This is a genomic window from Methanogenium sp. S4BF (genome assembly GCF_029633965.1).
Classification (GTDB): domain Archaea; phylum Halobacteriota; class Methanomicrobia; order Methanomicrobiales; family Methanomicrobiaceae; genus Methanogenium.
On record NZ_CP091277.1, the window covers coordinates 511,237 to 526,091 of the forward strand.

Consider the following 14,855-nt stretch of genomic DNA (forward strand, 5'->3'; position numbering starts at 1 on the left):
CTTAAAAATCCAGACATCTATAAAATAAATAAGAAATTAATGTGATTAACTCAATCATATAATTATTTCAAGGAGTTTTAAATGAAGAAACGTAAATACCTGTATTTGCCTATTGAAACTAAATCTAGAGAATTTGAGGCCAAAATGCTTCTTGCTCTTGAAGCAGTTAATCGTGGGTATGCTGTAATTATTGGAAATAAATCAATGAATAATTTATTAAAAATAATGCCTACTGGCGTATATTTTTATATGAATTCAACATCCCCTATGCAAAAGATATTTGCTAAATTTAAATCACAAGGTCATATTATTGTTGTACATGATGAAGAAGGTCTAGTTCAATCCAGTGACCAAAGATATATGGACGGAAGACTTAGGTTCGACACTATTAATGAAGTGGATTCATATTTTTGTTGGGGAAAACACCAGAAAGAATTAGTTTCTAAAGTTGTAGAAGAATATTCAGCGAATACAAAAGTAGTGAATACCGGTCATCCAAGAATTGATCTACTTAGATCTCCAATCTCCCTTTATGAAAATCCTCAAAAAACTGAAAAGTCAACAATATTAATTAACACAAAACATGCCGAATATAACCATAATAAGGGGGAAAATGGCTGGATTGAAATAATGAAAATTCACAATATGATTAATTCTCAAGAAGAAATGGATTTAAGATTAGATCAGGTGAAATATAAAAAAGCACTTTTTTCTGAATATAAAACATTAATTGAAGAATTAAGTTCTGAATTTTCAAATTCTAATATTATTGTACGACCTCACCCAAGTGAAAATGGAAATGTTTGGAAAATATTTGCAGAAGATTTTCCAAATGTTGTAGTAGATAGATCTAAATCAGTAGGTTATTGGATAAAAAAATCTGATGTTGTAATACATACAAGTTGTACAACAGGAATTGAAGCATTTTTTCTTGGTAAATTGCCAATAACCTATAAACCCATCCCTGAATATAGATTTGGAGAAGCATTACCGGATTTAGTTAGTTTTGAAACTGACAATGTGAAAGAAGTTGTTGATGTAATTCATTCTGTTATAGATGATAAATTTAATATTGATGAACATTTTGATAAAAATGTGGCAAAATTAGAACCATACATCTCTAACATTTCTGGGCCATTTTCTTATCAGTTAATTATGGATGAAATAGATAAAATTCCTCTAATTCAGTATAATATTTCATATTTTAATCATATTTCTTTATCTATGAAAATATTTGTGAGTCATCTGAGTAATATAAAAAACAATCTACTGAATGTAGAGACAAGAAGCATTAGTCTTGAAGAAATGAATGATGTTGTTGATAAATTTGTTCCAATTTTGAAACTTAGGAAAAGACCTAAGATAAAAAAATTGATAAATAATGTCTATCTGATCCAAAACGGTTGATTTTATGAAAATTATGAAGCAATATTTAGTTTGTGAAATTGATAAAATAGTAGAAGTTAATAGAATTGATCACAATAAATCTGTTGTATCACTTTCTAATGTATATTACTTGTCAATAATGAGTTATTTTATAAAGATGTAGTGAAATATCCAGTTATTTAGTGACATTAATTGAAAATTGTGTTAATATTAAATGAAATTTGGGGCTGCGCAAATACCTTTGTTTTAGCCAATTTAAATATTAGGTAATGGTTCCATAAGTAGAATTATTATTAAAAGAGGTAATGAATGAACACAAATCTTGATCAAATTAACAAATATCTTTGGTGTGGCTATCTCCCTCCAAATGAATTTCCTACATGGCTTTCTGAATGTATTACTCCAGATATTGCTGGTAAGACATATTCACCCCACGAAGCTGCAAAAAAATTTGATTTATTGTTTGATAACCTTGTAGATCAGTCCTCATCCGGGCACCATGTCATCCCCCTCAGTGGTGGTTGGGATAGCCGGACAATTTTAGGTGCTTTGCTGGAACGTGTTGACGCTAATCAGATAATGACCGTTACTTTTGGTGTACCGGGCCAATTGGACTATGATTTAGGAAAAATGGTTGCTGAATCAGCAGGTGTTAAAAATTATGCAATTGACTTAAGGACAATTGACTTTACTTGGGAGGCTATCAAGGAATCTGTAGCAAAATCCCCTTGGACTTCCGTACCCGATGGGATGTTCAATGCTATTTGTCGGAATATCTCTAATAAAGATGATACAATATGGAGTGGTTTTATTGGCGATGCAATAAATGGTGGTCATCTATCAGATTTATCAATGGATCCTGAAATCCAAATATCTGCATTTTCAAAAAAGGAACGACGGGTTAAAAATTGTTTTCTCTGTCAGTCTGGTTTTTCTTTCCAAGATGTTTTACCAGTTCCTGATATAAATTCAAAAAATTATTATGAAGACGCGCTACTTCTTGGATTGCATTGCACCACTTGTACCGCACCAATTAATCTTCCCGTAAAGAGGTGGGAGGGCTGGGGTGCTGTGTTTAAGAAGGAGATGAATGGAATTCAGGTGATTGCTCCTTTTGTAGATGCTGAATGGGCGGGCTACTGGCTCTCTGCACCACGCGAAGTGCGTAAAGGGCAGAAGCTTTACCTCGATATGCTCAACCTAAAATTTCCAGAACTATTTTCTTTGCCGGGAAAATCGAATTATGGATCCAATTGGAGCCATGGGGTGTGTCCTGTAATCAAACGAGGAAACCATATTATCCGCATGCAAATTCAGCGGAGATTACCATGGCTTAGGATTAGGTCATCGCTAAATGCAAACTATCTGGATTATGACGAAATGTTCCGCAAAAGGGATGATTATCATGAAACACTTATGGCTGCTCTTGATTATTTAAAAGAGAATAAAGTTGTACCATGGTTGGATTTAGATGCACTTTGTGAGGAGCATATGAAGCGAAGAAAAGATCATGGGGATGCGTTTCTTGTGCTGATTGGGCTGGCTGCAAATTTAATAGAAAATCCTTTAAATGATAATTAGGCATCTAATGATGAAAATAGTATATATTGCAACTTCAATTATCCCATCCCGCACAGCAAATAGTATCCATGTAATGAAGATGTGCCAGGCGTTTGCTCAGAATGGGCATGAGGTATTTCTCTTGGTGCCAGATAGGTATAAGGAGTGTGAGCTAGGGATTGTGGATGTCTTTTCTTTTTATGGTGTGGAGAGGTGTTTTGAGATTGTCTATATACCATTACTTCCAATTAAGGGCAAAAATTTAGTATTTGGATTTCAGGCAGCACAAAATGCGAAACAGTTTAAACCAGATCTTGTTTATGGGAGAGATCTTGCAGGTTGTTTTTTTATTTCATTGATGAAATATCAAACCATTTTTGAATCTCATGCACCAGTTGGTAACTTTATTTATGTGAGAATGATTAAAAAACTTATCAAAAGCTCGACCCTCAAGAAATTTGTTGTTATTACTTATGCGCTAAAGAATTATTATATAGAGCAATATCCCTTCCTCGAAGATAAAATATTTGTTGCCCCTGATGGAGCTGATTCCATACCAAATACCATATTGCCCGTTACATTTCCTAACAAAGGTAAAAAGTTGCAGGTTGGATATGTAGGGCATTTATATCCTGGGCGAGGTATTGAGGTAATTGAACAACTAGCAAAGCGGTGTCCTTGGGCAGATTTTCATATAATTGGAGGTACAGATGATGATATTAATTCCTGTATGCAGCTTATTAAGCCTTCAAATAATCTTATTTTTCAAGGATATAAACCATCTTTCGAAGCTGAAAAATATAGACTTGGTTGTGATATTCTTTTAGCACCCTATCAAAACAAGGTTTCAGTTGCAGGTGGTGGAAATACAGTAAAATGGATGTCTCCGTTGAAAGTGTTTGAGTATATGGCCTCAGGAAAAGCAATTATATGTTCAGATATCCCTGTATTGAAGGAAGTATTGGATCATGGAAGGAATGCTATTCTATGTGATCCTGAAGATATAGATTCATGGGAAAATGCATTATTGTATTTATATGAAAATGAAACTGAGCGAATTAGGATTGGTGATAATGCAAAAAGTGATTTAATTAGTAATTACACTTGGTATTCACGAGTCCAAAAGATTTTAGATAAAATATGATACATTTTTGTGACACAATATCAAATTAAATATAGAATATGTTGGCATATTTATTTGTAAATATTTTATTTGGTCTTTTTATGTAATTTTCCTTAATATATGCGCCATAATTACCTTCTATTGTCTCATAGTTTCCAAAATATACATAGGATTTTTCATATTTAGGGTATGTTATTAATTTATAGTCAAATCTACCTGCACTTATTAATTCTTTTGTACCAGATCTAGGCCTTATAACATTAGTATTTTGTTCATACTTGTCCTTTAACCATAATGCAGCAAACTTTTCATTTGTATTTATATTTCCCTTCATATACGTCGTTGACTCTTGACTTAACATATATTGGTGTATTCCAAAAATTTGATATGGCAGACCCAAAGAGAAAAGATAGAAACCAATTATTAAAAATAATAATAGACATTTTGATATTTTTTCTACTTTGATAGGTATAATATATGGAAGAAATATACGTGTTATACATCTTGTGATACTAATTACACCAATTACTAAAAATGGGGATAAAAAAATTGCTGTCAAAGAAAAAATCCTACTACCGTCATATGCCTGGTTTATTGATGGCATGGTTATAAATGCGATTAATATTAAAACACATGCAACAGCACAAGTAGTATACTCAATTCCAATTTTTGGAATCACATCTTTTAGAGAACCAACTTTGGTTTTAACAAATTTATGTTTTTCTTGTATTTGTAATAATATACTAAAACACACACCTAATCCAATACAAATAATACTGCCAATATAAAAAAAGTAGTTGAAAAATGTTAGATAGCCATATTCTAATTTTGGATTTAACAAAAGTTCTTTTTCAGTTAGAGTTTCAACCGTTTCCGGTTGAACGTTAAATAATAATTCCATAATTGAGGACCCCACTGAATCAATTCCAGAAATTAATGATCCTCCTCCTAATAGAAGAAATGTCCATGCTATAAGCAAGACAATATAAAATAATATTAAATTATAACTGAAATGATTAGGTGGGTTATTAGTAAAATATTTGTTATTTTTAACAATTGTCAAAAATATTAAAATAAACAAGAATATATATGCTGTCGAATAATGAGAGAAGATAATCGACGCAACAAAAAGTAATAATAATATAACCTTAGATTTTTCCTTTATGCGACCATTAATTGCGACATAAAATACCAATGTACAAAAAAAGATTGCAATACTTGTTCGAGGTGATCCTGCTGTCTGTAAAAAGGCTGTTTGTAAAATAAAATAGAGGGAGGCAAAAAAAGCCAAAAAAGGGGCAAAGTACTCTTTTAACGTGTAATATACTGCCAATGAAGTAAAAGAACAAATGAAAACAAATATAAATTTAAATAACATCTCCAGATTTTCAACTTTACAAACAGAACTAATAATTGCTGGAAGTAAAGTAATGGACAAAGCAGTACCCAAATTGAGTCCTAAATATATCCAATTGAGATTATCAAAAGTAGTTAAGAAAAATTGCCCATACTCAATGTGAACATCAGCACCCCAAATATATTGAAAGCGAAGCATGAGAATTGATAAGAGAGAAAACGATATTGATAGAACAGATAATGGAAATATATTCTCATTTATATTCTCTCTATAAAAAGTTAGAAACAATAGATAAACAGGTATTGCCAATAATGTTGCAATAAGAAATAAATTGGTTTCATAGACATTTGATATATGCATTGATACAATAATTGCAGCAGGTAGAGTCAAAATGAAAGTAAGGGCCAATTTTTCGATTTTGGAAAATTGAACTGATATAATAGCATTTACAGTATAATGGGAATTGTTACGGCCCAAAATTATTAAAATAACATAGGCAATATTAAAAGTTATTAGGAGAGATATTGTTGATAAAGGTTCTTTATATCCAATAAATAGTGACAATTGATTAATAAAAAGCCCATAAATGTAAATGAAACTTACACTAATCCCAATAATTAAAAGACAATTTTCAAAAAAACTGATATTATGAATATTTATCAAAGGAAGAATTAAGAGACCGGGCAGGATAAGTAAGAAGCAAAATCCAAAAATAGAGTGTAGATATGGGATATTTAGGATAATGGATATGTCGGAAACATATATAAATAATAATATACATAATAAATAAATTATTTTCTTATTAATATTTATCATTTTCATAGACTATGTACCATTACTGTATACGGATCTATAACTAAATTTGATATCACCAAGTGAGTATCCAGAACTAGCTCAAATATTCTATATATTATTACCATCGCTCCTATATTTTAATTACTGTTCGAAATACTAATAACACATTTAGATACCATTGTAATCTGAATTATTCATGTGTAGAATACTTGTACATACATTATTGTTCAATGATTATATTAGCTCCTGCCTTTGGCCCCAAATAGATCTATTCAAGAACTTCCTTCCACCGGGCAACCTCACGATCAAACGTAAAATTCGTTTGCACAAACTGCCTTCCATTTTCTGCAATCTGCTCCAAGTCCAGAGAATTAAGCACTCGCATTACATTTTTTGCAATGCACTCCGGAGAATTATTCGACATAATAAATCCGGTCTTCCCATCAATTATAACATCCGGTATCGCTCCAACTGGTGTCGCGAGCACTGGCGTTCCACATGCCATGGCTTCAAGCATGATATTGGGGAGGCCTTCTGTGTGGGATGGGAGGACGAGAAGGCGCAATTGATTTAGGTATTGTGGGAGTTCATCATGGGGTATCCAAGCAAGGAGTTCAACACGATCAGTGAGATCTTCTTCTTGCAGGTATGTTTCGATTGTTTTTTCCAATTGTCCGTCCCCACAGATGAACACGCGAATATCCTGGTTATTGCTGAGAATGGCTGGAAGGGCTTGGGTAAAGTGCTGGATACCTTTTTCTGGACTAAAACGACCAATGTATCCGATGATAGGGGCCCTTTTGGACATGGGGGGGGAGGTGATAGTGAAGAGATTTAAATCAAGAAAGTGTCGGTGGGCAATAACAATTTTTTTTTGGTAATTTTCGAGATTCCATTCTTTGATTAGGTTTTGAGAGTATATTATGAGGCTATTTGCGAAAAAAAAGTTTACTTGATCGATAAATCCTAGAATACTTAATAAGCAATCATTTTTTGATTGACCCATTTTGGAATCAGAAGCGCCAAGAATGAGTATTACTTTTTTTCCTAATAATCTGAGTACAATAATTGGCACAGTCAATGATTGGGCAAGAAAAAAAATGTAAGTGTCATAGTCTTTTGTTCTTAATAAATAAAATGTTATGTTAAATTGGGTCTTTAAGTAGCGAATAATTCTCAAAAAATTGCAGATTGCCATATTATTAAATTTTGTGTTTGATTGATTTGTGTGGATTTCGGTGAATTTAACATTGTAACGATTTTTAAATTTTTGAGGATTTGGAGAAATTGTTGTAACAACCTCTACATTTTTTGTTGTGATTTCAGAGAGTATTTCTAAAAAATTTGAGAGAAATCCAAGTCTGTTGAGATCAAAACCTGATGTTATTACCATGTAGGATTTACTTTCTGGATTTTTTGGAATTTTATTACGTGAAAGAAAATTATTCCAATTAGTTGTATCCTTCATCTTTTTTCTCCAGAAATAAATTGATAAATTTCAATTATTTTGGCAGAATTATCTTCACTTTGAGATTGGATTATATGTGACTTGAAATCATTTAATTGTTCCAATGTATTCAAAATTTTTTCCGTTAAATCGTCAATATCTCTATTGATAAATATAATTGCACCTGTGGGTCGATTAATAACATCACTCGTGACAACAGGAATGTCAAAGTGTAGGGCTTCACGGATTGAAACAGAATCTCCATCAGTATTTGTTGGTCGAACAAATATTTGACTTTTCATAAGTATTGGATAGAAATTATATTTTTCAGTGATGAACAGAAAGTTATTTTCTATACCCTTAGATATAATCCTGTTTTTTAGAATTTCATAATAATTATTATCCCCAATTGTTGGAAGACAAAATACAAAACCAATATTTGGGTAATTCTGTTTCAAATTTGCGCATAAATCTATGCACATATCAATGCCATAAAGGTCTTGACCTTTGAAAAAAGTAATTTTATATGCATTTGCTGAGATAATGGGTGTATGCTGCTCAATAAATTCCCATATTTCTTGTGGGATCTCTTTAATTTCTTTTTCTTGAATAACAGGGGGAATAAATGCAGGGATTACATCAATAAATTCTGGGTCCACACCCAGTGATAAAGCACATTCTTTAATTTTCGGGTTAACTGCGATAATATAAGAAGTATGTTTAAGGGAATATGTGATCAATTTTTTTTTTAAGTATCCTGAATTTTTTATAGATTCATTCATACTTTCACCATGTATGGTTATGACAATTTTTTTTCCCAATAAAGTCATTAATCCAAAAAGAATTCTGGCCCTCCAGTCGGAGTAATGAAAATGGATGATGTCTTCTTTTGCAAAAATTGAATATTTTAAAATCCACAATAATGGAAACTTTATTTTGACAACACTATCATTTAATGATACATTTTTTGCATCGAGATCATAAACCACGCACCTGAATCCATTTTCCTCAAGTTGGTCCTTTAATCTTTGTATATGAACAGAAACGCCTCCATAAGGTAGAGGATAAGGTCCAACCAATGAGATCTTTACATTATTCTTGTCGTTCATTTAATTATTCCAGAACAGTTCCATAAAGATTTGTCATCCTTATTGCCATTCGATAATTTCTGAATTAAAAATTTATATTTCCCACTTTTTGTTCTGGGGATTTCATCAACAAACTGTAACTGCACCTGAACGTCTTCCCCCATCTTTTGGTGGAGGGCTTGTAAGATGTTTTGGGAGTCATTATCTGTGTAAGTATCTTTTCTTATGATATGCAGGACAACCTCACCTTTTTTCTCCTGATAGAATTGGAAAAGTCTTACATTTTGGAAAGCATCTGAGTGCATGTTTAACGCGGTCATTGATATTTGTGCCCCATTTTTACTTACGATCATCTCTTGAGTCCATCTGCCACGGACATCTTTTATAAGGGGATAATCTCGACCACAATCTTTACAGCCCCATCCGGCGATGGTTGCAAAGTCTCCGGTCTTATATCTGATAAAAGGCATTACATTGTTTAAAAATCCGGTTCCGACTAATTCCCCCCTTTTGCCAACATTCTCCCAGGAGATTATTTCTCCATTGTCATCGATGATCTCTGTATACCCATACTGGGGAAAAATATGATAAATATGTGAATGTTCGCACTCTCCGGCGAGGATCACTTTTTCACTTTGGCCATACCATGAAAAAAATCTTGTATTCAGGGCTTTTTCGATAAATTCAATCTGACCTGGATAAATATTTTCTGAACCCGCTAGGACAGCATTAATTTTTGATATGTCTGATTTCTGGTTAGTATCCAGATAGTGTGCGAGAAGATTCACCGCAGAAGGGTATCCATGAATAAAGGACGGATGCCACTTTTTCATGGCAGATAAATAGTGGGGCAGATTTTTTTCTGACATATGGAATGGAGAAAATTCAAGAGCATTGTAGAGTGGATTCAGTTGCCAAAATTTATCTTTTGTTATATGATTGAACTCTACCCCTCGAAAAGCAGCAATACGATCACCGGGGGTATAGTTAACCCTGCCCCACATTGAGACAATAAATGCCCATTCCTCCCCATAGGTTGAATTATCCAGGTAAAACTGTAAGGTATTACCACTTGTCCCACCAGTGGTTACTGAATATCTTTTGCTTATAGGTATATTTTTGTTAATAAACAGATCCGGGCATTTTTGGATTGTTTCTTTATCAATTATCGGAAATTTTAAAAGATTCGAGAATGCATCCTTGGAGGAATCCAGTTCAATATTCTTATAGTATGGGATATTTTTAACTGCGTAATTGAGTAACTTCGCTAATTCACGTTCCTGAATTTTCAACAATTCTTCTTTGGGCAATTTATCCGTTTCTTTAATTGATCTGAGTCTTCGGGAAAATGATAATCCACCCAATCTTCTCTCAATTGGTATGAGATACATCACTTTTCGTAGTGCGTCTGGACTTTGTCTAAATCTTTTGTAGACCTTTTCAAGCATAACAAAGCCCCCTAATCTGTTATTGTATCCACGTTTATTGCAACAGGCAATCTTTTTTCAATAGATTCTCGTGCTTTTAATGTCAATAATGTCGAAGACACAGAGTCAGGGAAATTGTCCTCAAATCCTCTCAAAAAAACGTTAAGTTCTTCAGGGAATCCCTTATCCTGGGAAAGCCATCTCTTTGTCTTCGTCTCCTTACCGTTCTTCACCAGACGCAGTTCGCGGAAATCGGTCAGGACGCCGACCATGCCGTCGCAGAAGACTTCGACCTGCTCCTTTGAGTAAGCCTTGTCGCCGAGAGTGGTATAGGTGACTGTGCCGATTGAACCGTCGTCCAGTGAGATCACGATCTGGAGGTTGGAGAACCGGTTTATTGAACCGGCGGTTGAGGGGTCGACAGACTTTGCATACACTTCAATGGGTTTTGCGACAGTCAGGCAGAGGATGTAATCGATGAAATGGCAGCACTCAGAGATGAGCATGCCGCCACCCTGCTCCTCGTCATTGACCCAGAGGTCAGCAGGAATTGGTCCGGTATTTACCCGGTAGTGGATGACCATGGGAGAACTCCGGTTCCTGAAGAAATCGCGGAGCTGCCCGGTGAGGGAGGAGTATCTGCGGTTAAAGCCAACCTGAACGTTTTTGTCCGAATTCTTCCAGGCTTCAGCAACTACCTCCAGATCTTCCATATTTGTTGCAAGGGGTTTTTCCACAAAGACGTCTTTCCCGGCTTCAAGGGCCTCGATTGTCATCTTTGCATGGAGGTCATTTCTTGTTGCAATGATGACTGCATCAATTTCCTTGTCTTCCAGGATTTTTTTGTAGTCAGTTGTGCAGTACGAGAACCCAAACTTTTTTCCGGCGGACTGGGCACTCAGGCCAGTGGATGTGGCAAGACCTCTGAATTCTACGGGAAGTTTTGCAAGATTTGGATAGAGGGCACTCATCGCCTGAATGCCGGCACCAATGCAGCCGATAGTTTTTATTGGAGAATTCGTTTTTGTAGTTGTATTTTTATTTGAATTTTCATTTTGAATTTTATCTGGATTTGTATTTTTGTTTGCATGTGATGGTGTATCTGATTTTGAAGGGTTCAGGTATACTACTGTTGAATTGTTCTCAGAAGTATCCGGATTATATTTCAGGAGAATTCCCAGGTATGGCTCTTTTCTGGATGTGATGAGGTCGTATGCATCCGTAGCCTCTTCAATTGTAAATTCATGGGTGACAATTTTTTGAAGATTGATTTTTCCTTCTGAGATGAGTTCGAGGAAAGAATCCATATTCCTCTTCTCAGTCCAACGGACAATAATTGGATAATCAATGCCTTTTTCTTCATAAGACCGGTCATATCTCCCGGGGCCATATGACTTTGAGATAACAAATTCTGCTTCTTTTTCGTAATATTTGTCTCTTGGAATGTTGAGTCCGACAGCACCCACAGCGACAACACGACCTTTCTCCCTGACAAGATCACCGGCAACTTCTATCGGTCCATTGGAGGAGGTGGCAGCCGTAATGATGACTTTGTCTGCACCAAACGGGGAAAATGAAGCCATTCTCTCTTCAAGTCCGTCATAATTGGATGCAATATCTGCACCAAGTTCGAGAGAGAGAGCGATCTTTTTCGGGTCAACATCAATGCCAAAAACCCGACACCCCGCAGCCTTTGCTATCTGAACACTCAGCAGACCGACGAGGCCAAGACCGATGACAACCACTCTCTCCCCAACGGTAACTTCGGCATTCCGGATACCCTGCATGGCAATTGACCCGACGGTAGTAAATGCGGCATCTTCAAGGCTGACGTTGTCAGGGACTTTTATCGTAAGATTCTTTGGTATGGACACATATTCCGCATGGCTGGCATATCCTGCACCTGCACACGCCACTCTATCTCCAACGCTAAATTCAGAGACATTTGAATCTGTTACAATGCCTGCACAGCTATATCCCAGAGCCTCTGGTTTTGCAAGCCTGCTTACTGCCTGCTGGTAGGCTGAAAGCACCCCATCCGTCTTTGCCTTATTGATAACCTTCTGTGCCAAATCCGGCCGTTCTCTTGCTTTCCCGAGTTTTGACTTATCTGCAAGAGAGAGAAGAGATGATTCTGTACCTGCAGATATCAGGGAAAAGTGATTTTTTACAACAACTCCTTTTTTGAGAGAAGGAACAGGCACATCTTCCACTGAAATAGCCCCTGAATTGAGATCTAATAATACTTGTTTCATTTTTTGTCACCACGTATTGTGCTCCAGCTGAGGCAGTCCAGAACCTCTGAAGTCATGAACATATCCGGAAAATTATTGAATGGTTCCACAGTTGATGCATTGATATGAAGCAATCCGGACAGAATGGAGAACACTCTGTCATTCACTTCCGTGTCAAATCTCCGTCTCGCAGCCTGTCGGTACATGCCGTATCCATACCTGAATATTCGATGGGAATAAGGATAGGTGCCAAGGTTTGCAGTATGCATTGTACTGAGAATGGAAGGAATAAAACTCTTCCAGTTTCCATCTTCCCATCGCAGCACGATGCCCCTGATATTTGACGGTACTACCTCAAGAGAGAGGGAGGCATTTTTGGTAAATTTTGCATCCCATTGGGATACGTAATCAAACGAAGAGTATGCAAACGCAGACGCTCCTCCCAAGTAGTATGCAAACATGAGCCCGCTCTTTGACCAGTCAAAACTCCCATCGGGATTTTGCACTTCTGCCAGCCACTCTGCTGCATCAAGGAGACTCTGCTTTAGCCAGGGTTCATCAATGATTTCCTGGATTTTTGCCAGGTAATACATAGTAACTCCCTGGTAGTGGATGCACGGTATATCAAACGTGTACGGATAGTTTCCTTTATCCGTCGCATAGGGATAATACCCATTTATCTGGCTGTCACATACATTTTTGGCAGCACGCCGGGCAGCCGCTAAACATTCACCATCTGAAAATAGTTCGGCATACTCTGCCAGAAATGCTCCGCATGAAGCATCAACATTCAGGTGATCTGCATTGTAAACATCTGATTTTAGAAAATATCCGGGTTTCAGCTCTTTTGAAAGGACGTAATCCCGTGCTTTCCCGAGCGCATCATCCTGTGGACAGAACGAATGAGCTGTAAGAAGTGATTCACCAATGAATGAAGTGATAAGAGCAGATGGCTGGTTATAATTGACATGAATTTCATTCCATGATCCGTCAGCGTTCTGTGCATTCAGGATATGGGAAATAATCATAGCTGCTGTCTTCTGGTCACCTGTCCGGATGAGTGCCTTAGCAACCTCAGCATTGACACGGTTTCTAACGATGCTGTAAACAGGATCTACAATATATGCTGTATCGCCATCGATAATCAGGCACTTTTTGACTTCATCCAAAAGCCCGTCAATGATCAGACTGCACGACTGCTTCATCTGTCAGCCTCAATAATTTTGTTGAGTTTTGCTGCTATGGCACCCCGGTCAAAATTATTTACCACATACTCCCTTCCGGACCGGGCCATTGTTTCCCTCTTTGCAGGGTCATGTACCAGATCAAGGATTGTGGTGGCAATAGCTTCCGGAGTATTATCGGCAATAATTCCGCCGCCGGAGCCGTTGGCGATTCGTGAGATCTCCCCCTTTCCGCATCCAACAAACGGTGTGCCACAGGCCATATACTCATACACCTTGGTTGGGGCGGCATACTCAAGTGTTGGAATGTCTTTCAGAGGTGCAACTCCAATGAGGGATTCCGCTATCAGCTGAGGAACTGCTTCCCGCGGAATGGTTCCGGGGAATAGAACAATCTCTTCTAGGCCCTCTGATTTTACAACATCTTCCAGATGTTCTTTAATATCTCCTGCACCTGCAATAATGAATTTCAACGGGTATTTTTCGGATATAATTTTCATTGCCCGAATGACCAGTTCAAGATCCTGCGCATATCCGATATTTCCGGCATAAACAATCTGGTTTTTCTTTGGCTGGGAGGAGGGCTTAAAAAATGCAGTATTGACACCATTTGATATCCGGACAATCTTATTTTGAATTGCATTGTCAGAAGAAATTCTCTCTCCAAGTTCAGATGTTGTAACCGTAATCTGGTCTGTTTTTTCCAGGCATCTTCTCTCAAAGGCACGGCTCATCTTCTCTGCAATACTTCCCTTTTTGAGAAAACCCAGGCTGACTGAAGCATCAATCCAGAGGTCCCTGATGTCCATAATCCATTCTTTATGAAAGAGCGTCTTTGCAACCCTCCCTGGAATGTGGGTAAAAATTGGTGGAGATGACGTAATTATCAAATCAAAATTCCTAGAATGCGTTAGAATCCATAAGGATGCATGAACGGGAAATATGAGATAATAGAACATTCTGCTGACAAATCCCGGATCTTTTGCTGTAGGCTGCCAGGTCCAGAGGTGAACTGCATTCACTCCATTCACATCTTCATGGGATGAGGGCTTCCAGACACGCTCGAAGGTACCGGTGGGAAATGTTGGGTGAGGTGCAAGAACGGTAATTTCAGAACCGAACGTATGCAGATGCGTTGACATATCGGATATGCGTGACGCATTCCCTGACTTCTCCGGTGGGAAATGCTGTGAAATAATGAGGACCTGTTTCATGTATTGTGTATCCTTTCAGTTGATTCAAAAAACAAATGAG

General features: G+C 36.7%; 10 protein-coding genes. 3 read left to right on the plus strand and 7 right to left on the minus strand.

The annotated features are described in order from the left end of the window. Positions 1–81 precede the first annotated feature (81 nt). From L1S32_RS02510 to L1S32_RS02520, 3 genes are all read left to right on the plus strand, one after another. Entirely contained in the window at positions 82–1,407 is a 1,326-nt protein-coding gene (locus L1S32_RS02510; RefSeq protein ID WP_278155843.1) for a surface carbohydrate biosynthesis protein, read from the plus strand. Positions 1,408–1,695: 288 nt separating this feature from the next. After that, complete coding sequence (locus L1S32_RS02515; protein WP_278155844.1) at positions 1,696–2,967, plus strand: hypothetical protein; 1,272 nt, start codon at positions 1,696–1,698, stop codon at positions 2,965–2,967. 7 nt (positions 2,968–2,974) lie between these two features. Next, complete coding sequence (locus L1S32_RS02520) at positions 2,975–4,090, plus strand: glycosyltransferase family 4 protein (RefSeq protein WP_278155846.1); 1,116 nt, start codon at positions 2,975–2,977, stop codon at positions 4,088–4,090. Positions 4,091–4,115: 25 nt separating this feature from the next. On the opposite strand, the gene L1S32_RS02525 is transcribed toward L1S32_RS02520, so the two are convergent. The 7 genes from L1S32_RS02525 to L1S32_RS02555 all read right to left on the minus strand — a co-directional run bounded on the left by L1S32_RS02525 (position 4,116) and on the right by L1S32_RS02555 (position 14,815). Further along, complete coding sequence (locus L1S32_RS02525; RefSeq protein WP_278155848.1) at positions 4,116–5,990, minus strand: DUF2206 domain-containing protein; 1,875 nt, start codon at positions 5,988–5,990, stop codon at positions 4,116–4,118. Between the two features lie 499 nt (positions 5,991–6,489). Beyond that, positions 6,490–7,689: a glycosyltransferase family 4 protein gene (locus L1S32_RS02530; protein ID WP_278155850.1), complete on the minus strand. Its 1,200-nt coding sequence runs from the start codon at positions 7,687–7,689 to the stop codon at positions 6,490–6,492. Beyond that, positions 7,686–8,777 (minus strand): glycosyltransferase family 4 protein, encoded by a 1,092-nt coding sequence (locus L1S32_RS02535; protein ID WP_278155852.1) that lies wholly within the window; start codon positions 8,775–8,777, stop codon positions 7,686–7,688. Before L1S32_RS02535 ends, L1S32_RS02530 begins: the two co-directional genes overlap by 4 nt. Next, positions 8,774–10,204: an AMP-binding protein gene (locus L1S32_RS02540; RefSeq protein WP_278155853.1), complete on the minus strand. Its 1,431-nt coding sequence runs from the start codon at positions 10,202–10,204 to the stop codon at positions 8,774–8,776. The genes L1S32_RS02535 and L1S32_RS02540 overlap by 4 nt, the downstream gene beginning before the upstream one ends. An 11-nt stretch (positions 10,205–10,215) precedes the next feature. After that, positions 10,216–12,438 (minus strand): bi-domain-containing oxidoreductase, encoded by a 2,223-nt coding sequence (locus L1S32_RS02545; RefSeq protein WP_278155854.1) that lies wholly within the window; start codon positions 12,436–12,438, stop codon positions 10,216–10,218. Continuing rightward, complete coding sequence (locus tag L1S32_RS02550; RefSeq protein ID WP_278155855.1) at positions 12,435–13,622, minus strand: hypothetical protein; 1,188 nt, start codon at positions 13,620–13,622, stop codon at positions 12,435–12,437. Before L1S32_RS02550 ends, L1S32_RS02545 begins: the two co-directional genes overlap by 4 nt. Further along, the gene (locus L1S32_RS02555; protein WP_278155857.1) at positions 13,619–14,815 is read right to left on the minus strand and encodes a glycosyltransferase family 4 protein; all 1,197 of its coding nucleotides are present in this window, start codon (positions 14,813–14,815) and stop codon (positions 13,619–13,621) included. Before L1S32_RS02555 ends, L1S32_RS02550 begins: the two co-directional genes overlap by 4 nt. Positions 14,816–14,855: the final 40 nt, after the last annotated feature.